Origin of the sequence: uncultured Gardnerella sp. (genome assembly GCF_947280595.1) — a bacterium.
GTDB lineage: Bacteria > Actinomycetota > Actinomycetes > Actinomycetales > Bifidobacteriaceae > Bifidobacterium > Bifidobacterium vaginale_A.
This window is the reverse complement of the sequence record NZ_CAMYOS010000004.1, coordinates 93,490-111,638: the sequence shown is the minus strand read 5'-3', so window position 1 is coordinate 111,638 and position 18,149 is coordinate 93,490. Positions and strand designations below refer to the sequence as shown.

Here is an 18,149-nt window from a genome sequence, read left to right as displayed (position 1 = left end):
CGAAATTATGCGTTATATTTGTTTATTTTTCGCAAAATTTTTCTATAGTAATTTATGAGATTTTATCTATTTTAGTGCAAGTAATTTTCATATTTATTTTGTGCTCTTTAGCGCGCGGTAAAGTAGGAAGGAAAATATTATTGCCAGCGCTAAAGGAGGAAAAATGGCTGAAACATTTAACGTTGTTGTGGAAATTCCACGTGGCTCTAAGAATAAATATGAAGTAGATCATGAAACTGGTCGCGTATTCTTGGATCGTACTCTTTTCACTTCTATGGGGTATCCAGATGATTACGGTTACATCGATGGAACTTTAGGTGAAGACGGTGATCCACTTGACGCTCTTGTTATGATTCCAAATTCCGTGTTCCCAGGTTGTGTAGTAGAGTGCCGAGCAGTTGGCTTGTATCACATGGTTGATGAAGCTGGCGGAGATGACAAAGTTTTGTGCGTGCCTGCAGACGTTCGTTTTGATGATATTAAAGATATTGATGATGTAAGTGAGTATCATAAAGCTGAAATTAAGCATTTCTTTGAGCAATACAAGGCTTTGGAGCCAGGCAAGGAAGTACTTCCTGGAGATTTCTGGGCTGGTGTAGAACAGGCTGAAAAAGAAATCGTTGAAGCTCGTAAGCGTCTTGAAGCAAGCGAAAAGTAAGTATATCAAGTATCTTCATTTTAATTTAAGATTATAAGTCAAAGGCTTATAGTCTTAAATTTTTTTTTAAGTTGATTTAGTGAGTTGCTTTTATATTTGCTTTTTGTTGCATTACTTATTCTTATGTTCTTATGCAACTAATAGCATCCCTAATCCTGCTGCGTAAATAAGCATTCCTGAAAGCATGATTGGTAATAAAGCCATACCTACTTCTGGCTTTATGCAATTCGAATTGTATTGTTCGTTTTTGTGCCATATATAAGCCATTGCAGAAAATACTATTATTCCAAAAATGCAAATAGCTGTAACTATGTATCCGCCTATTACATTTCTTAAAGATGGCATGAATCGTATTATTGAAGGTAAGAAAAGCCATCCTGGAAGTGCTGCTGTTGCAACGCATGCTGTAAGAGTATGTGAAAGATTTCGTACGAGATTTGTGCGCTTTTTTCTTAGCATTTGTCTAGTGAAACTTACAAAAGTAGCTGTTACAAGTATAAGAGCAAACGATACAGCCCATCTTTCATAAGGGCGCATTGCTGCAATGAATTTGTTCATAATAACAGATGATTCACTGTCTATAACGCTGCTAGGAAGCATTCCACTTAAAGAAAGTGATGCACACCAAATAGATGATATTCCAGCAAAAAGAGCTATTATGCAATCTGTTTTTCCGCCGCGCAAAGGCCACAGTGTAAAGAAAACAAGCAATATAAGTGAGCATACTAATATTGATGCTTTTAACGTTAATGTTGAGAATGGGAGGATTGCAGCTATAAACATGAATGCCACTGTGAGAATTTGAGTGAATGCAATTGTTATATACGCATTCGCTGTTTTCTTCGCGTTTGTGGTTCTACTCATTCTCACTCCTGTGGCTTCGAAGGACGTATATACGTGTAGTTATCTTCTTATGAATCGTGAAATTCTATGCGGAATCTACATATTTATTATATATAGCATATATCTATTGTGATATTTGATGTTATTTTGTTTTTAATTTTATATATTTCTATTTTAATTTCCTTAATTTCCTATGTTTTATGATTTTACTTGTTAAAATACTGTCTGTAATCCTAAAATTATGTAATCTTCGCGCTTATGGGCTACACTTCTAGTAAGTGCGATTTGCGCGTAAGCCTTTTGGTTTTGGAGGTGTGTATGACAGACATCACTTTGATGACTTCTTGTGCCTCGCCTGCCATGGTGCTTCCTTCTCTCACTTTGCTTTCTCATCGCGTCCGAGTACTTCCTCTTGATTCTTCCAGTTTCGTTAGGATTCCTGAGCAAACTGTGCTTCTGATGGACGCTAGAGATGATTTAGCTACTGCGAAGTCTTTATGCAATTTGTTGCATGTTTCTGGCGTTAAAGCTCCAATTATTCTTATTTTGACAGAAGGCGGATTCACTGTAGTTAATGCTACTTGGGGAGTAGCAGATGTAGTTCTTACAGGTGCTTCTCCTGCAGAAGTTGAAGGTCGTTTGCGACTTGTAGCACAGCGTAGTCGTTTTATGGAATCTGCAGCAATAAAAGAAGAATCGTCTTCAGAAGATATTGAAATTTCTGGAGATGGTTGTATATACGCTGGAGAGCTAGTTGTTGATACTCGCGGTTACACAGTGACTTTGCATGGTCAACCTATAGATTTGGCTTATAAAGAGTTTGAACTTCTTAAATATTTTGTACAGCATCCTCGCCGTGTATTTACTCGAGCGCACTTATTGCAAGAGGTTTGGGGGTATGACTATTACGGTGGCACGCGCACTGTTGACGTTCATATTCGCCGTCTTCGTGCAAAGCTAGGCGGCGAGTATGAACACGTGATTGGTACAGTTAGAAACGTTGGTTATAGATTTGATCCGCCTGAAGATGCTGTTGTTGATATTGACGGCAGCGATGAGGATTTAGTTGTATCTAGTTCTCGCATGAGTGATTCTGTAATAGGATCTGCTAGCGGTTCTTCAATTGATTCTTCTGATTCAGATGATTTAGATGACGATACTATAGATGAAGCTGCGATTGCTGAATTAAAAGAAATATCTTCTGCTCATAGAAGATCCACAATGGTTTCTAGGATTGCTGCAAGAGCCGCAAGAGAAAATTAAGTTTGATTTTCTAAGTTTGATTTTCTAAGAAGTTGTTGTGTTGCTTAAATCTGCTGAATCTACTGAGTTTTGTGAATCTTTCGAATCTACTGAGCCTAATGAATCTCATGAATCCAATGAATCTCATGAATCCAAATTATCTGATGATTATGCAAAAAATTTAACTCTTTATGAACGCGTTCATAAAGAATATGCTTTGCTTAGTGAACAGATCCCGTATCCTAAATGCGCATTGAATTTTAAGAATCCTTTCGAGTTGTTAGTGGCAACTGTTTTAAGTGCGCAAACAACAGATAAACGTGTTAATTTAGTTACAAAAAACTTGTTTTCTGAATTTCCAGATGCTTTTTCTTTATCTAAAGCTTCGATTAGCAAAGTGGAGTATTTGATTCATTCTTTAGGTTTTTATAGAGTAAAAGCTCAACATATTATTACGCTTTCTATGCAATTAGTAGAAAAATATAATGGTGTTGTACCGAATACTATGAAAGAATTAACGTCTTTGTCTGGAGTCGGTAGAAAAACTGCAAATGTTGTTCTAGGTAATGCGTTTGGTATTCCGGGATTTCCTGTAGATACTCACGTTATAAGAGTTACAGGTAGATTGCATTGGCGTAAAGATTGGAATAGTTCTAAAGTAAATCCAGTAAAGATTGAGAGTGAAATAACTTCCTTTTTCTCGCCTGAAGAATGGACTAATGTTTCACATAGATTGATTTTGCATGGAAGAACAGTGTGTACAGCGCGTAATCCTCACTGTTTTGAATGTCCTCTGAGATTTACTTGTCCTAGCGCAAAATGGTGAGCTTATAAATTGCTACGTATGTGCTTTTAGTATGTGCTTTTTGTATGCGTTTTCGTATGTTCTTACTGCATGCTTGAAATACTTCTTGAGTTTGCTAATTTGGCATGATTTCTTGCAAAAATTCAGATATTGCAAAATGCTGAGTGAGTATTAAAGTCTGATAAATTGCTAAATAATATAAATTTACAACTGAAATATCTTAATATTTTATTGTTTTACATTATTTAATAGTAAATTTTTATAATTTAAATATTAGCTATTCTAAAGTTAGTTTCATTTTTGTATTTGGTATAGAATGTTCTGTATGTCAAAAATGGTTGCTTATTCACGAGTTCGTAGGCATAGACGTAGGCGTATGTGGATTCCGTGGGTTGTTTTTTCTTTAGTTTCTTTGATTTTGCTAGCTCTTATGTGGTTTGGTTGGCAAGTCATGAACGGAAGACCTATTATTCCATCTTCTATAGATTCGTTTATGCCTATTGACGGGAAAACAGTTACCATAGGTTTGCGTACAGCTCCAAAATCTTTAGATATTCGTAATGATAATAGTGATGAATTACAACAAGCTTTATTAGAGAATGTTTATGAAACATTAGTTAATCGCGATGAAAATAATGAATTAAAACCTGGATTAGCTAAATCTTGGAACGTTTCATCGGATGGCTTAAAATATACGTTTAACTTGCGTCATGGAGTTACTTTTTCTAATGGTGTTGTTTTAGACTCCAAGGCAGTTTTGCAATCATTAAAGCAAGGTATAACTAGCAGATATCCTGGATATGAAGCTTTAGAAAATATTAAACTTATTGATAATACAGATGCATACACTTTGAAAATTGCGTTAAATTCTCCGGATCCATTGCTTTTAAGACGACTAGCTGGACGAGCTGGGATAGTGTATGACACAGGTGCTCTTATAAATTATTCGAATAATGCGCTTGGCAGCGGTCCTTTTGTTGTAAGTAGTTATAAAAAAGATGATTCTCTAGTTTTGCGTTGCAATAATAAGTATTGGGGTACTCGCGCAAAATTAGGTGGAATTATTTTGAAATATTTTAAGGATGATGCTTCTCTAACTAATGCTATGTCTAGCGGAAGTATTCAGATGGCTATTCCTTTAGATGGTGCTGACAATAATCGTCTAGCAACACTTCCTCAAGTTTCGTTAGTAAAAGGTAAGAGCACGCGTGTTCAGATTGTTGCATTTAATAACGATATACATTCTATTTTTAATGAAAATTGGATTCGTATTGCTGCAAGTTATGCAATTGATTCTAAATGGGCTATTGATGCTGATGCGAATGGCGGAGTTCAAGTCGGAGGTCCTATTGACCCACTTTCTCCTGGTTATGAAGATTTAACTAATGTATTACCATTCGATAAAGTTCAAGCTAGAAAACATTTTAGTTATTTCTATCCTAGATATTACAGAACTATGGTTTTGCTTGTTCCTAAGAATAAAGTTGATCTTGGTAAAAAAATTGCTGATGCTGTGTCTTCTGGTGCTCGTGCAAAAGTAGACTTGCAAATTTTGGATCAGAGTGAAATTGAAAATCGTATTCGCGATCACAAATACGATATGGCGTTATCGTCTATAAACCATACTTTAGATATTGATACGTTTGTGAGGATTGATTCGCCTTATTTGTTCCAAAAGCATGATTCGCAAGAAGCGTACTCTAATGCTATTAGTTCGCCTAATGTTGCGGGATATTTAGCAAATATAAAGAAATATGCTAGAAATCTTAGTGAAAATGCGCCTATTAAGTGGTTGTATGCGAAAAATAGTGTTGTTGCTGTGAAATCAAATATTGAAGGATATCCTAAAAATATGACGGATCAGTTACTTCCTTTGCGCGATTTGAATGAAAAATAGACTTAATTAAATTTTGTTTTTCACGTGTTGTCGCGCTGAGTTTCTAATATTCAGTTCATGAGCGAACAGGTTAATAACGTAGTAAAACATGCACATTTAACGCCTTTGCCTAATAAAGTTGGCGTTGATGGTCTTGAAGATAAGTGGCGTAACAATTGGGAAGAAGCCAAAACTTACGCATTTCATAATTCTCGCGACCGTAAGGCCGTATATTCTATTGATACCCCACCTCCAACTGTAAGTGGCCACTTGCATGTAGGTCACGTGTTTTCATATACGCATACAGACGTGATTGCGCGTTATAAGCGAATGAAAGGCTTTGACGTGTTCTACCCAATGGGTTGGGACGATAACGGTCTTCCAACTGAGCGTAGAGTGCAAAATTATTATGGTGTGCGAGTTGATACATCGTTAAAGTATGATCCAGATTTTAAGCCGCCATTTGAAGGAACTGAAGGCAAGAAGATTGATGCAAAAGATCAAGTGCCTGTAAGTAGACAAAACTTTATTGAACTTTGTGAGCGTTTAACTTCTCAAGATGAAAAGTTATTTGAAGCTTTATGGCGTAGGCTTGGTCTTTCTGTTGATTGGTCTCAAACTTATCACACAATTGGAGAGCATCCTCGCAGAGTTGCACAAAAAGCATTCTTGCGCAATCTTGCTCGTGGCGAAGCGTATCAGAAAGATGCTCCAGGATTGTGGGATGTTACTTTCCAGACTGCAGTTGCACAAGCTGAGCTTGAATCACGAGAGTATCCAGGTTTTTATCATAAGATTGCATTCCGCTTTGAAGATGGCACTCCGATTTATATTGAAACTACGCGTCCAGAATTGCTTGCTGCTTGTACTTCTTTGATTGCAAATCCAGATGACGAGCGATATAAGAAATATTTTGGTCAAGAAGTTTACTCACCATTATTTAAAGTGAAAGTGCCAATTTTGGCGCATTCTGCTGCTCAAATGGACAAGGGTGCTGGCATTGCAATGTGCTGCACTTTTGGTGACGTGACTGACGTTGAGTGGTGGCGTGACTTGGATCTGCCAACTCGTCCTATTATTCAGCGCAATGGTCGCATTGTGATGACGACTCCTGACTGGATTACAGACGAATCTGGTCGTGAAATGTTCGAGAAGATCGCTGGCAAAACCACATTCTCTGCTCGCAAGGAAGTTGTTGAAGCTTTGCAAGCAGCTGGAGATATGGAAGGCGATCCAAAGCCAACAAAGCGTATGACGAACTTCTATGAAAAGGGCGATAAGCCTTTGGAAATCGTCACTTCTCGTCAGTGGTACTTAAAGAATGGTGGAACAGACGAAAAGCTGAACGCGGAGCTTATTGAGCGCGGTAAGGAACTTAACTTCCATCCAGATTTTATGCGCGTTCGCTACGAGAATTGGGTCCATGGTTTGAATGGCGACTGGCTTATTTCTCGTCAGCGTTTCTTTGGTGTGCCGTTCCCTCTTTGGTATCCAATAAACGAGAATGGGGAAGTGGATTATGCTAATCCTTTGACTCCTTCAGAAGATCGTTTGCCAATTGATCCAACTATTGATGTTCCTGAAGGATTTGATGAATCTCAGCGTGATCAGCCGAATGGTTTTACTGCTGAGCAAGACATTATGGATACTTGGGCAACATCTTCATTGACTCCACAAATTGTGACTCATTGGCAGGAGCCAGGCGAAGAAAATCAGGCTTTGTTTAATGCGACTTTCCCAATGGATTTGCGTCCACAAGGTCAAGATATCATTCGTACATGGCTGTTTAGTACTGTTGATCGTGCTCATCTTGAAAATGGCTGCCTACCTTTCAAACATGCTGCGCTTTCTGGTTGGATTCTAGATCCTGATCACAAGAAGATGTCTAAATCTAAAGGCAACGTTGTTGTGCCAAATAAGCCAATTGAAGAGTTTGGTGCAGATGCTGTGCGATATTGGGCAACTTCTGCGAAGTTAGGTTTGGATGCAACTTATGACGAAGGTCAAATGAAGATTGGCAGACGCCTGGCGATTAAGCTTTTGAATGCAACTAAGTTTGCGCTCGCGATTGGTCGAGAAGATGATGAGCATCAGGTTCTCGAGTCTGCTAACGCGGACTGGAATTTTGCTGATGTTACTGAAACTTTGGATCGCTCTGTGATGGCAAAGCTTGCTGAAGTTATTCGCACGTCAACTGACGCGCTTGAATCTTATGAGCATTCAAAGGCTTTAGAGGCGATTGAAACCTTCTTCTGGGAGTTCTGTGACGATTATATTGAGCTTGCAAAGAATCGCGCATATGGAACTGCAGAATCTACAGGACGAGTTCCAAGTGAATCTGCTATAAAATCTGCTCGAACAACTCTTGGTCTTGCACTTGACGCTTTGGCTCGCTTGTTTGCTCCTTACTTGCCTTATGCTACTGAGGAAGTGTGGAGCTGGATGCATGACAGCGAAGGCTCAGTACATCGCGCTAGCTGGCCGTGTGCTGATGCTTATGAGAAAGCTGCAAACGGAGTTTCTGCAGACACTTTGGCTTATGCAGGTGAAGCTTTGGCTGCTTTGCGCAAGATTAAGTCCGAAGCAAAAGTTTCTATGAAGACTCCTATTTTGAGAGTAACTTTGAATGTTGCAGAAAATGCTTACAAGGCTGTTGAAGACACTTTGGATGACGTTGCGGAAGCTGGACGCGTTACTGGAGAAGTAAAGCTTGATGCTGTTAAGGCTGCAGTTGCTGCTGATACTGAATCTGCTGAAAATTCTGCAGAATCTGATGCATCTAACGTAAACGTTTCTGTTGCTCAAAGCGAACTTGGTGAACCTCCTGCAAAAAAGAAGTAATCGCAAGTAGTCGCAGATAATCGAAAATAATTAATTGCAAAACAAAAAGCGCTGGAAGCTAATCTTCGACTCCAGCGCTTTTTGTGTATTTAAATACTTAAGCATAATCACTTATTTTCTTCCAAATCAAGGCGCTTCACCACATCATCTAGTGGAGATGTTTCTAATTCTCCACGTTTGTATGCTTCAATATCTGCCATTAGTCCATATTCATGTTCAAGTTCATCGATTTGAGCCTCTAGCGCTTGATTCATGTAAAATGAACGAGTGCGGTGAGTGGTTTTAGCGAGCTGATCATAACGATCTAAAACGTTAGAGGGTACTCTTAATCCTGTAATTGTTGCGACCATTTTTAATCTCCATTGTAAAACATGTAAAACATATATTACACTATATGTAGAATAATGCAATCCAATACACTGTAATCACGAAGCATCGCATGGTAACGATAGACTGTAAACCATGAATCCAGAAAGCTTAAGTGAACTTATTGAAAAAATTGCTAAAGATTTAGTAGCAAATGGTGTTGCAGGTAATTTAACACAAGATTTAATTCCTGATGCAAACAGTCTTGCAGTTATGCGTCCAAAAGATCGTGCTCATGGTGATTGGGCTACGAATGTTGCTATGCAACTTGCTAAAAAAGCTGGTATGAAGCCTCGTGATTTGGCTGAGCTTTTTGCGCAGCGTTTAACTAAAGCGCAAGGTATTGCATCCGTAGAAGTTGCAGGTCCAGGATTTATTAACATAACTCTTGATTCAGCTTCCGCTGCAGCAATTGTTGATGAAGTATTAAAGCAAGGTTCTAATTTTGGTAAGAATACTCATTTGAGTGGAAAAACTTTGAATCTTGAGTTTGTTTCTGCAAATCCAACTGGCCCAATTCATATTGGCGGAACTCGTTGGGCGGCTGTGGGTGATTCTATGGCTCGAGTATTGCAAGCGAATGGCGCAAAAGTTGTACGCGAATATTACTTTAACGATCATGGTGAGCAAATAAATAGATTTGCAAAGTCGCTTGTTGCAGCTGCTCACGGTGAAGAAACTCCTGCAGATGGATACAAGGGCGCATATATTAACGAAATTGCTGATGCTGTTATAAAAGAAGCTAACGCAGATGGTGTTGATGTTCTTTCCTTACCTCGAATTGATCTTGGAAAAGACGCGGAAGGTCTGCCACTTGGTGAAGGTGATTCAGAACAAAGAGAAGAATTCCGCAAGCGTGCAGTCCCAATGATGTTTGATGAAATCCGTAAATCTATGCGAGATTTTCGTGTGAAATTCGATGTTTGGTTCCATGAAAATAGCTTGTATGAAGATGGTGAAGTTGAGCGTGCTATTGCAGATTTGCGTGAGCGTGGAGACATTTTTGAAAAAGACGGAGCAACATGGTTTGAATCCACTAAGCATGGTGACGACAAGGATCGTGTGATTATAAAGTCTGATGGAAACTATGCTTATTTTGCTGCAGATATAGCGTACTATCGCAACAAGCGTAATCGCGAAAAAAATCCTGCAGATGTTGCAATTTACATGCTTGGTGCAGATCATCATGGTTACATTGGTCGAATGATGGCTATGTGTGCAGCTTTTGGCGATAATCCTGGCAAAAATATGCAAATTCTTATTGGTCAGCTTGTAAACGTTATGAAAGACGGCAAGCCTGTTCGCATGAGTAAGCGCGCTGGAAACGTTATTACGATTGACGACTTGGTTGATGCTATTGGTGTTGATGCTTCTCGCTATTCTCTAGCTCGCACGGATTACAACACTAGTGTTGATATTGATTTAGACTTGCTTGCTTCGCATAGTAACGACAATCCTGTGTATTACGTGCAATATGCACATGCTCGTAGTTGTAATGTTGCGCGAAATGCAAAAGATGCGCAAATTTCACAAGATGGTGCTGATTTGAGCTTGCTTAATACTGATGCAGATGGTGAAGTTTTAGCTGCTTTGGCTCAATGGCCTGCATCTCTTGCTCAAGCTGGAGATATGCGTGCCCCTCATAGAGTTGCGCATTATCTTGAGGATTTGGCTGCAAGCTATCACAAGTGGTACAACCTTGAGCGAGTAGTTCCAATGGAATTAACTGATTCAGAAAATCGTTTGCCAGAAGAAGAGCGCGAAGCAGTTCGAATTGCAAAGTGTCCTGAGCCTGCTCGCTCTGCAGCTCGCTTAAAGCTTAATGAAGCAGTTCGTATTGTAATAGCTGAAGGTCTTGATTTGTTAGGAGTTTGTGCTCCAGAAAAGATGTGATTTAGCGTTTTATATTTAGTTTAGGTATATTTGATTAGTTTTCTCTTAGTTGAAGGTGCTAACTTTTATGTTAGCGCCTTTTTTATTTTGAAAATTATATTTTTAATTTGTTGAGTTTAATTTGCTGAGTTTAATTTACTGAGTTTAATTTACTAAGTACATGCGAATGATTAAGATACCTCTAATATTATTTTTTAACGCTGATTTTGTAATTAGCTGTGAATTAAATAATATGCGTCAAAAATTTCACTATTAGGAGGTGTAAGCATGAGCGTCACAACACAAAGTGTCAGCACAGATAGTGCTCCAACAAAGAAGAACTTGACTATTATTGAATCCACGTATGTGGCGGTTATGCTTTTTGGCATGTTCTTCGGCGCAGGAAATTTGATTTTCCCAGCGTTTATCGGTTCGAATGCAGGAACAAATTCTGTTCCAGCTGCTATAGGATTCATTATTACGGGCGTTGGATTGCCGCTACTGGGCGTTACTGCTCTCGCTATGAGTCGAGTTAGTGGATTATTTGAATTATCTAGTAAGCCTGGTAAAAGGTTTGGATTATTCTTCACTTGTCTTCTTTATTTAACTATTGGACCTTTATTCGCAATTCCTAGATGCGCTAGCCTTTCGTATACTGTTGGCTTGGAACGCATTGTGCCTAACGGCAATAATTCACAGTTATATTTGTTAGCATTTTCTGCTGTATTTTTTGCTTTAGCATTTTTCTTTGCAATGAAACCGAGTGGAATTCTTACGTGGATTGGTAAAGTTCTAACTCCAATTTTCCTTGTTTTCCTTGGAATTTTGGTATTTACTGTATTGCTATCTCCTGTTAGTGGTGCGTCTTTAAATGCGTCACCTACTCAGGATTATTTAAATCAGTCATTTTTCACTGGTTTCTTAAATGGTTATAATACAATGGATGCCTTGGCAAGCTTAGCTTTCGGCATTGTTGTTGTACAAACTGTGCGTCAATTTGGCGTAAAAGATTCTAAAGATGTTGCTGTAAATACTGCTAGATCTGGTTTATTTAGTTGTATTATTATGGCTGTTATTTATATAGCTATCGTTGCTGTTGGCTTGAAAAGCAGAATTACTTTTAGTCCTTCAAAAAATGGTGGAATAACTTTAGCTCAAGTATCTGAATATTACCTTGGTCAAATTGGATTATATGTGCTTGCTGCAACTGTTACTCTCGCATGTTTGAAAACGGCAGTTGGCTTAATAGCAAGTTTTTCTGAAACTTTCTCGAAGCTTTTTCCTAAAGGCCCTTCTTACTTGGTTTGGGCTATTTTGTCTACTCTTGTATCGTTTGCGCTCGCTAACTTAGGTCTGACTAAAATTATTGATTATGCAGTTCCTGTTGTAATGTTCTTGTATCCATTGGCAATTGTTATTATCCTGCTATCTTTATGTAGTCGATTATTTAATGACAGTAGGATTGTTTTTGCATGGACTATTGGATTTACTTTTATCGGTGCAATTTATGATTTTTGCAATACTTTACAAAAGATACAGACTTCTATAAATCTCAAGCCAGTTCTTAAAATATTTAGCGAATGGTTGCCGTTCTCCGATAAAGGCTTAGCGTGGATTTTCCCTGCTTTACTCGGTTTTGTTATAGGTATAGTGTGCAGCTATCTAAATGATAATAAAGCTATGGCTGAAATTGTGAAATCTTCTGTTGCGCCTGGCGCTCAAGGTAGTGTTGCGAGCGATGACGATTTTGATGAGAACAACGTGAATGTGTAAAATTCGCGTATGTATTAGTATTAGAAATTGCCGCCGTTCCAGCCCCAGTCGCTAGTTGCAGTGTAACGAATGTATGTGCGATCCTGTGGAATTCCAAGTTCGCGATTCAATGCTGCCATAATCTGCTCTGTCAATTTTTCCCAAGCAGATCCTGGTACGCTAGATCCGAAAACGTTTACTTCAATGTAAGCAGCAGGTTTAGAGTTATCTCCTGCGAAGTAAATTGGCATATTATCTTCGAATGGGCACATAAGCCAATGTTCGCTTTTCCCTGGAATTGCGCTGATAGCTTTTCCATAAGCTGCTTTTAATGCTTCGCGTTGTGCTTGAGTTGTGCTTACTGAAACATGAGTATGAATGACTGGCATAATCTTTCCTTTATCTTTATGAATTTGTAATACAAGATAATTATAGTATTTTGTTAGCCTCCGCGTGTTTAATGGAATACATGAAGAAACTTATTGAACAAGTTGTGAAATTTGGGATTGTTGGCGTTATTGCGCTGATTATTGATGTTGCTTTACTTAATTTGCTTATGTTTGTAAATGTGAGCAATGTGATTGCTGGAACAATTTCATTTATTATTTCGCTTATTTTTAATTACATTGCTAGTATGAAATATGTTTTTAAGCATCGCGAAGATATGGCTCGTTGGATGGAGCTGTTGATTTTTGTTATTTCTGCAATTATTGGTTTGCTTATAAACGATGCTATTATTTGGGCAAGTACTTTTGGAATGGCTGCATCTATGTGTAAAACTACGATTTATGTCTTTAGAACCAATATTGGAAAATTTGTTGCAACTGTTGTTGTTGCTGTATGGAATTTTGTGATTCGCAAATGGCTTCTTGATGATACTAAATCGCAAAAGTCTAAAGATGTCGATTCTGGTGTGGCTGAAGAAGATACAAGTTTTGCTCATAAATTAGGAATGTGGTCTTTGAAGAATACTCCAAAAGGGTGGGAATAATTATTATGACATCTACAACAATTCATTTTGTGCGTCATGGTGAAGTTGAAAATCCGAATCACGTATTGTATGAAAGACTTCCTGGATTTCATCTTTCTGAGCATGGCTTTAATATGGCTAGAGTTACAGGCAATTATATTGCTAATTCTGTGCAGTTTCGTGGTATTACTAAAATTTATTCTTCTCCTCTAGATCGCACTCGTGAAACAGCGCGTGAAATAGAAAATGCGTTGCTAAATATGCCTGATTGCGCGTATGTTTCAGTTAATAACGTAAAAGATAGCGTGAAATCTTTTCAAAGCAGCATTATATTAGATGATCGTTTAATTGAAGCAGGAAATAATTTTCGTGGTAAGCGAATTGGATTTGGCGAAGGCGCGTTGTGGAAAAATAATAATTGGAAACTTGTTGTGAATTTATGGCGTCCAAGTTGGGGAGAAAGTTATAAAAGTATAGCTAAAAGAGTGTCTGATTTTGCGCGCGAGCAAGTTAAGAATCACCCTGGAGAACAAATTGTTGCAGTGACTCATGAATCTCCAATTTGGTCTTACAGACACATGCTTGAAACAGGTCATCCAGAACATAATATGTTATTGCGTAAAACTGCTTTAGCGTCCATTACTTCAATCACGTATGATTGCGAAACTATGCGTGTGCTTTCAATTTCGTATGTAGATCCTCAAAAGTTTGCGAAATAGAGAAATAAAGCGAAATAGTGAAGTAAAATACGTGAAATAAAAAGCGCTAAAAAGCAGTAAAAAGCGCTAAAAAGAAATAAAAAATAATATAAAAAAGTGCGAAATTTTAGTAATTTAGATTAAAATTTGTATTTGTAATTTGAAGTGATAATGCGAAGGAGCGTTATATTATGCATAATTCTCAAAATCAGGATTGTGAAAAATCAGATTTACTTAAGGACGCATCCCAACGTGCATTAGAATTAAAATCGTTATGGCCGCTTGTAGAAGCTCGTTATTTAGATAATGATGCAAAGTATGCTGAGAATCTCGAAGTTCGAGCTATGCATATGATTTCTAGGATTCTTACAGGTCTTGATGTTACTGTTCCGGATGCTGAATTTGTATATGAGGGTGCAGATGAAATTCCAGGACGACCTCAAGAAATAGTTGATTCGCTGCTATCTGTTGCTGATGCATATGATGGAATGGAATCTTGTTATGAGCCTAATTATGAAAATGCAGATGCAGGAATTCATGAAAGTAATGCAGATGCAGGAATTCATGAAAATAATAAAAGTAATAGTAGTGAAATAAATTCTATTTTCTTTAATCTTCAATCTCATATTGATGAAGATGTCAATGCTATCAATAGTGTTGCTAATATCTTGCAAGTAAAAGGAAATTGGAATTCTCAAGATTTGCAATATGCTATAGAATATGCAAAACAACAAGCGCGTGATTATGAAGATTGCGCAGAATCGCAAAAAATAATTGTTGTTTTATGTATTCTCAGAACGCTAATAGCGGATACACAAGATATTGACGCTACTTTGCCTATTTTCTTATATATTAACGAAGTGTGTGAGTGTGTTGGAATACCTCGAATGATGTTCAAAGATAATCAATGGATTGAGCTTGTTGATTGCGTCCGTAGTAGTGAACATATTTCAACGTTAGTTGATTTTGCTGCTCCTATTCTTATTGATGAGTGGACTAAGCATAGAGAAGATGTGCTTTGGGATCCAGAAGTTGCTAAAAAACTTGCAAAAGAAGAAGATGATAGAAAATCTCGTGAAGCTCTTGCAGCTAAGTTTGCTCATATAGAAGGGAATAAAGAATCTACTCAAGCTTTAGATTAAATAGATAATATTTTAAGTAGTTTCGAATCTTACGATGCATGCCATTTGTTGAAAGCTGTACTAAGCCTGCGCTTGCGCTATGCACGTCCTCAATGCAGGGCACAATGGAACTTATGACTGATATCGAGGAAACTCAAAACGTTGCAAATAATGCAGCTAAATCCGAAAAGCCACAATTGCCTGAGCATGTGCGTGTTCGTTTCTGCCCTTCTCCAACAGGTACACCTCACGTAGGTATGGTTCGTACTGCACTGTTTAATTGGGCTGAAGCGCGACATACTCATGGTACATTGTTATTCCGTATTGAAGATACTGATAATGAGCGTGATAGTGAAGAAAGCTATCAGCAGATTTTAGATGCTCTCCGTTGGCTTCATATTGATTGGGATGAGGGCATTGATGCAGCTGGTAATGACGGTCCATATCGTCAATCACAGCGTATGGAAATTTATAAAGATGTAGCGCAAAAGCTTTTTGAAGCTGGTTACGCTTACGAATCATTCTCAACTCCTGAAGAAATTAAGGAACGTAATATTGCTGCAGGTCGTCCTGCTGAATTTGGCTATGATGGCTATGATCGTAATCTTAGTGAAGAGCAGAAGCAAGCTTTCCGAGCAGAAGGTCGTAAGCCTGCTCTTCGTTTAAAGATGCCGAATGAAGACATTACTTTTAACGATTTAATTCGTGGTGAAATCACTTTTAAGGCTGGATCTGTTCCTGATTATGTTATTGTGCGTCCGAATGGTGATCCGCTTTATACTCTTACGAATCCTGTTGATGATGCGTTAATGGATATAAACGTGATTTTGCGCGGAGAAGATATTTTAAGTTCTACTCCTCGCCAAATTGTGCTTTACCGTTATCTTATGGAAATGGGTATAGCTAAGGAAATGCCTCTTTATGGTCATATGCCTTATGTTATGGGTGAAGGTAAGAAGAAGCTTTCTAAGCGAGATCCTGAATCTAACTTGTTCTTGCATAGAGATAATGGTTTTATTCCAGAAGGATTGCTTAATTATTTGGCTTTGCTTGGATGGTCGATTGCTCCAGATCGTGACGTATTTACTATGGACGAAATGGTTGAGAAGTTTGACGTTAGAGATGTGAAAGCAAATCCTGCACACTTCGATTTGGATAAAGCTATTTCCATTAACGCTGAGCATATTCGTATGCTTGATTCTCAAGATTTCTTGAATCGATCTGTGCCATATTTATACAAAGATGGTGTAGTTAGTGCAGATAATTGGGATGCTTTAACTGATCGCGAACGTGAAGTGTTAAGCGCTGCTGCTCCTCTTGTGCAGCCTCGCGTTCGTTTGCTTGGTGAGGTTGCTGGTATGGTTTCAAGCTTGCTAAGTGAAGATGGTTACATTGAGCCAGATGATGATGCTCGTAAGCAGCTTAAGGAATCTGCTGGCGAGGTCCTTGATGCGGCTCTCGCTGCTTTGAAGTGTGTTGATTCTTCCGATTGGCATACTGATTCTTTGCATGAGTTGCTAAATAAAAAGCTTGTTGAGGAAGCTGGTTATAAGCCACGTCTTGCATTTGGACCTGTGCGAGTAGCGCTTTCTGGTCGCAGGGTTTCTCCACCACTTTTTGAGTCTATGGAAATCGTTGGCAAGGATGTGACTTTAGCTCGTTTAGCTGGTTTGCGTGAGCATTTGTAAATAAGATTTAAGAGTATTTGTAAAGAGTTTATTTTGAAATAAAGTAAGATTTATTTCTTTACTTATTTCTTTTATTTATTTCTAAGATTTATTGCTCTTTGCATTGCGCACGTATTTATTTTATTTCAGTGCTTTGTTTCGCTGTGCTTCAGTTGATTCAAAGCACTGTTTTATTTTTTATTTTTGCTTTTTTTATTTTTGCTTTTTCGACACGCCGCTGTTGCGTAGTGTTGCGTTATGTTGTAGACTCGTCATTTGTTGCGTCAAGAGGCGTAGCTTATATAAATGAAAGCCCCCGTCGTCTAGCGGCCTAGGACTACGCCCTCTCACGGCGCCAACACCGGTTCAAATCCGGTCGGGGGTACGAAGACGGAACGGTCCCAAGAGCCGCGAAGCCTGCCAATTGGGGTATGGTGTAATTGGCAACACAGGTGATTCTGGTTCATCCATTCTTGGTTCGAGTCCAGGTACCCCAGCGAATAGCTCTCTTAGTCGAGAGCTTTTATATTATTTATTACAATTGAGCCAGCAATTGAGTTGATAATTGGGCTATCAGTTGAAATAAAATCATAGAATATTGTAAATAAAGAAATCGTGCTATTTGCAACTTTGTTATTTGCAACTAGTTTTGCAACTTTCATACAAGGAGTTAGTATGAAGAAAGCCCTTATTAACATTGATTACACAAATGATTTCGTAGCTAGCGATGGCTCACTTACTGTTGGAGAGCCTGCTCAAAAGCTAGAAAAGCGTATTACTCAAATTTCGAAAGAATTTTCTGATTCTGGCGAGTTTGTTGTTTTTGCAATTGATACACATCATTTGAACGATCCATATCATCCTGAAACCAAGCTTTTCCCACCTCATAACATCGCTGGAACGCACGGTCAAGAGTTATATGGTTCGCTTGGTGATTTTTATGAGGAGAATAAAGATAAAAATAACGTGTATTATATTCATAAAACTCGCTATTCTGCGTTTAATGGCACTGATTTGTTCATTAAATTGCGCGAACGTCATATTGAAGAGTTGCATTTGGTAGGTGTTTGCACAGATATTTGCGTGTTGCATACTGCTGTGGATGCTTATAATCTTGGATTCAAAATCGTTGTTCATAAAGATGCTGTTGCTAGTTTCGATGCAACGGGCCACGAGTGGGCTTTACGTCATTTTAAGACTTGCCTTAATGCTGACATTGTGGAAGGTTAGTTTTTATTTATTTATAATTTAACAATAGCTTAATTAACGTCTGTAGTCTTATTCTGCAGACGTTTTTGTTTTTGTTTTTGTTTTTGTGTGTGGAGCTGGTAACCCGAAATAACCCTGTTTTTGTATTTTATTATTTTTATTTTTCTATGTGTTTTTTTTATTCGTTTTCCTTTTTGTGCGACACGCCATGTGAATCAACTTGACTACT

At 38.2% G+C, this 18,149-nt stretch carries 15 protein-coding genes and 2 tRNA genes; 14 read left to right on the top strand and 3 right to left on the bottom strand.

Annotation, left to right across the window (positions count from 1 at the left end):
• The first annotated feature begins 163 nt into the window (after positions 1 to 163).
• On the top strand, positions 164 to 658 hold the full coding sequence (locus Q0X59_RS02430) for an inorganic diphosphatase (protein WP_075523834.1): 495 nt from the start codon (positions 164 to 166) through the stop codon (positions 656 to 658).
• Positions 659 to 787: 129 nt separating this feature from the next.
• On the opposite strand, the gene Q0X59_RS02425 is transcribed toward Q0X59_RS02430, so the two are convergent.
• Positions 788 to 1,522, bottom strand: a complete 735-nt coding sequence (locus Q0X59_RS02425; protein ID WP_103043422.1) for a beta-carotene 15,15'-monooxygenase — start codon at positions 1,520 to 1,522, stop codon at positions 788 to 790.
• A 297-nt stretch (positions 1,523 to 1,819) separates the two neighbouring features.
• Here Q0X59_RS02425 and Q0X59_RS02420 point away from each other — a divergent pair, with 297 nt between their 5' ends.
• From Q0X59_RS02420 to valS, 4 genes are all read left to right on the top strand, one after another.
• Positions 1,820 to 2,764 carry a response regulator transcription factor gene (locus Q0X59_RS02420; protein ID WP_082266296.1) on the top strand — a complete coding sequence of 315 codons (945 nt, stop codon included), beginning with the start codon at positions 1,820 to 1,822 and terminating at the stop codon, positions 2,762 to 2,764.
• Positions 2,765 to 2,960: 196 nt separating this feature from the next.
• On the top strand, positions 2,961 to 3,569 hold the full coding sequence (gene nth / locus Q0X59_RS02415) for an endonuclease III (RefSeq protein ID WP_296157583.1): 609 nt from the start codon (positions 2,961 to 2,963) through the stop codon (positions 3,567 to 3,569).
• A 304-nt stretch (positions 3,570 to 3,873) separates the two neighbouring features.
• Entirely contained in the window at positions 3,874 to 5,445 is a 1,572-nt protein-coding gene (locus Q0X59_RS02410) for an ABC transporter substrate-binding protein (RefSeq protein ID WP_297642899.1), read from the top strand.
• A gap of 57 nt (positions 5,446 to 5,502) precedes the next feature.
• Positions 5,503 to 8,265, top strand: coding sequence for a valine--tRNA ligase (gene valS / locus Q0X59_RS02405; RefSeq protein ID WP_297642897.1), 2,763 nt, complete (start codon positions 5,503 to 5,505; stop codon positions 8,263 to 8,265).
• 107 nt (positions 8,266 to 8,372) lie between these two features.
• Here the strand turns inward: valS and Q0X59_RS02400 are convergent, their stop codons facing one another.
• Positions 8,373 to 8,615 (bottom strand): antitoxin, encoded by a 243-nt coding sequence (locus Q0X59_RS02400; RefSeq protein WP_075523830.1) that lies wholly within the window; start codon positions 8,613 to 8,615, stop codon positions 8,373 to 8,375.
• 112 nt (positions 8,616 to 8,727) lie between these two features.
• Here Q0X59_RS02400 and argS point away from each other — a divergent pair, with 112 nt between their 5' ends.
• Both argS and brnQ read left to right on the top strand, forming a co-directional pair.
• Positions 8,728 to 10,524, top strand: coding sequence for an arginine--tRNA ligase (gene argS / locus Q0X59_RS02395; RefSeq protein WP_297642895.1), 1,797 nt, complete (start codon positions 8,728 to 8,730; stop codon positions 10,522 to 10,524).
• Between the two features lie 267 nt (positions 10,525 to 10,791).
• Positions 10,792 to 12,276 (top strand): branched-chain amino acid transport system II carrier protein, encoded by a 1,485-nt coding sequence (brnQ, locus tag Q0X59_RS02390; protein ID WP_297642893.1) that lies wholly within the window; start codon positions 10,792 to 10,794, stop codon positions 12,274 to 12,276.
• A 20-nt stretch (positions 12,277 to 12,296) separates the two neighbouring features.
• Here the strand turns inward: brnQ and Q0X59_RS02385 are convergent, their stop codons facing one another.
• A complete protein-coding gene (locus Q0X59_RS02385; RefSeq protein WP_103043427.1) occupies positions 12,297 to 12,644 on the bottom strand; it encodes a phenylpyruvate tautomerase MIF-related protein in 348 nt (115 codons plus the stop codon).
• 80 nt (positions 12,645 to 12,724) lie between these two features.
• Here Q0X59_RS02385 and Q0X59_RS02380 point away from each other — a divergent pair, with 80 nt between their 5' ends.
• The 7 genes from Q0X59_RS02380 to Q0X59_RS02350 all read left to right on the top strand — a co-directional run bounded on the left by Q0X59_RS02380 (position 12,725) and on the right by Q0X59_RS02350 (position 17,941).
• Positions 12,725 to 13,246 (top strand): GtrA family protein, encoded by a 522-nt coding sequence (locus tag Q0X59_RS02380; protein WP_297642929.1) that lies wholly within the window; start codon positions 12,725 to 12,727, stop codon positions 13,244 to 13,246.
• A 5-nt stretch (positions 13,247 to 13,251) separates the two neighbouring features.
• Complete coding sequence (locus Q0X59_RS02375; protein ID WP_103043429.1) at positions 13,252 to 13,944, top strand: histidine phosphatase family protein; 693 nt, start codon at positions 13,252 to 13,254, stop codon at positions 13,942 to 13,944.
• 170 nt (positions 13,945 to 14,114) lie between these two features.
• Positions 14,115 to 15,065, top strand: coding sequence for a hypothetical protein (locus Q0X59_RS02370; RefSeq protein ID WP_297642889.1), 951 nt, complete (start codon positions 14,115 to 14,117; stop codon positions 15,063 to 15,065).
• Between the two features lie 113 nt (positions 15,066 to 15,178).
• Complete coding sequence (gltX, locus tag Q0X59_RS02365; protein ID WP_297642887.1) at positions 15,179 to 16,732, top strand: glutamate--tRNA ligase; 1,554 nt, start codon at positions 15,179 to 15,181, stop codon at positions 16,730 to 16,732.
• Between the two features lie 291 nt (positions 16,733 to 17,023).
• Positions 17,024 to 17,096, top strand: a tRNA-Glu gene (locus Q0X59_RS02360).
• A gap of 40 nt (positions 17,097 to 17,136) precedes the next feature.
• Positions 17,137 to 17,208, top strand: a tRNA-Gln gene (locus tag Q0X59_RS02355).
• Positions 17,209 to 17,386: 178 nt separating this feature from the next.
• Positions 17,387 to 17,941, top strand: a complete 555-nt coding sequence (locus tag Q0X59_RS02350) for an isochorismatase family cysteine hydrolase (protein ID WP_103043431.1) — start codon at positions 17,387 to 17,389, stop codon at positions 17,939 to 17,941.
• The last annotated feature ends 208 nt before the right edge of the window (positions 17,942 to 18,149 follow it).

Bases quoted from the DNA above. Each gene is read 5' to 3' on its own strand.
- Q0X59_RS02430 (WP_075523834.1), top strand. From the start codon at position 164: ATGGCTGAAACATTTAACGTTGTTGTGGAAATTCCACGTGGCTCTAAG.
- Q0X59_RS02425 (WP_103043422.1), bottom strand. From the start codon at position 1,522: ATGAGTAGAACCACAAACGCGAAGAAAACAGCGAATGCGTATATAACA.
- Q0X59_RS02420 (WP_082266296.1), top strand. From the start codon at position 1,820: ATGACAGACATCACTTTGATGACTTCTTGTGCCTCGCCTGCCATGGTG.
- Q0X59_RS02410 (WP_297642899.1), top strand. From the start codon at position 3,874: ATGTCAAAAATGGTTGCTTATTCACGAGTTCGTAGGCATAGACGTAGG.
- valS (WP_297642897.1), top strand. From the start codon at position 5,503: ATGAGCGAACAGGTTAATAACGTAGTAAAACATGCACATTTAACGCCT.
- Q0X59_RS02400 (WP_075523830.1), bottom strand. From the start codon at position 8,615: ATGGTCGCAACAATTACAGGATTAAGAGTACCCTCTAACGTTTTAGAT.
- argS (WP_297642895.1), top strand. From the start codon at position 8,728: ATGAATCCAGAAAGCTTAAGTGAACTTATTGAAAAAATTGCTAAAGAT.
- brnQ (WP_297642893.1), top strand. From the start codon at position 10,792: ATGAGCGTCACAACACAAAGTGTCAGCACAGATAGTGCTCCAACAAAG.
- Q0X59_RS02385 (WP_103043427.1), bottom strand. From the start codon at position 12,644: ATGCCAGTCATTCATACTCATGTTTCAGTAAGCACAACTCAAGCACAA.
- Q0X59_RS02380 (WP_297642929.1), top strand. From the start codon at position 12,725: ATGAAGAAACTTATTGAACAAGTTGTGAAATTTGGGATTGTTGGCGTT.
- Q0X59_RS02375 (WP_103043429.1), top strand. From the start codon at position 13,252: ATGACATCTACAACAATTCATTTTGTGCGTCATGGTGAAGTTGAAAAT.
- Q0X59_RS02370 (WP_297642889.1), top strand. From the start codon at position 14,115: ATGCATAATTCTCAAAATCAGGATTGTGAAAAATCAGATTTACTTAAG.
- gltX (WP_297642887.1), top strand. From the start codon at position 15,179: ATGACTGATATCGAGGAAACTCAAAACGTTGCAAATAATGCAGCTAAA.
- Q0X59_RS02350 (WP_103043431.1), top strand. From the start codon at position 17,387: ATGAAGAAAGCCCTTATTAACATTGATTACACAAATGATTTCGTAGCT.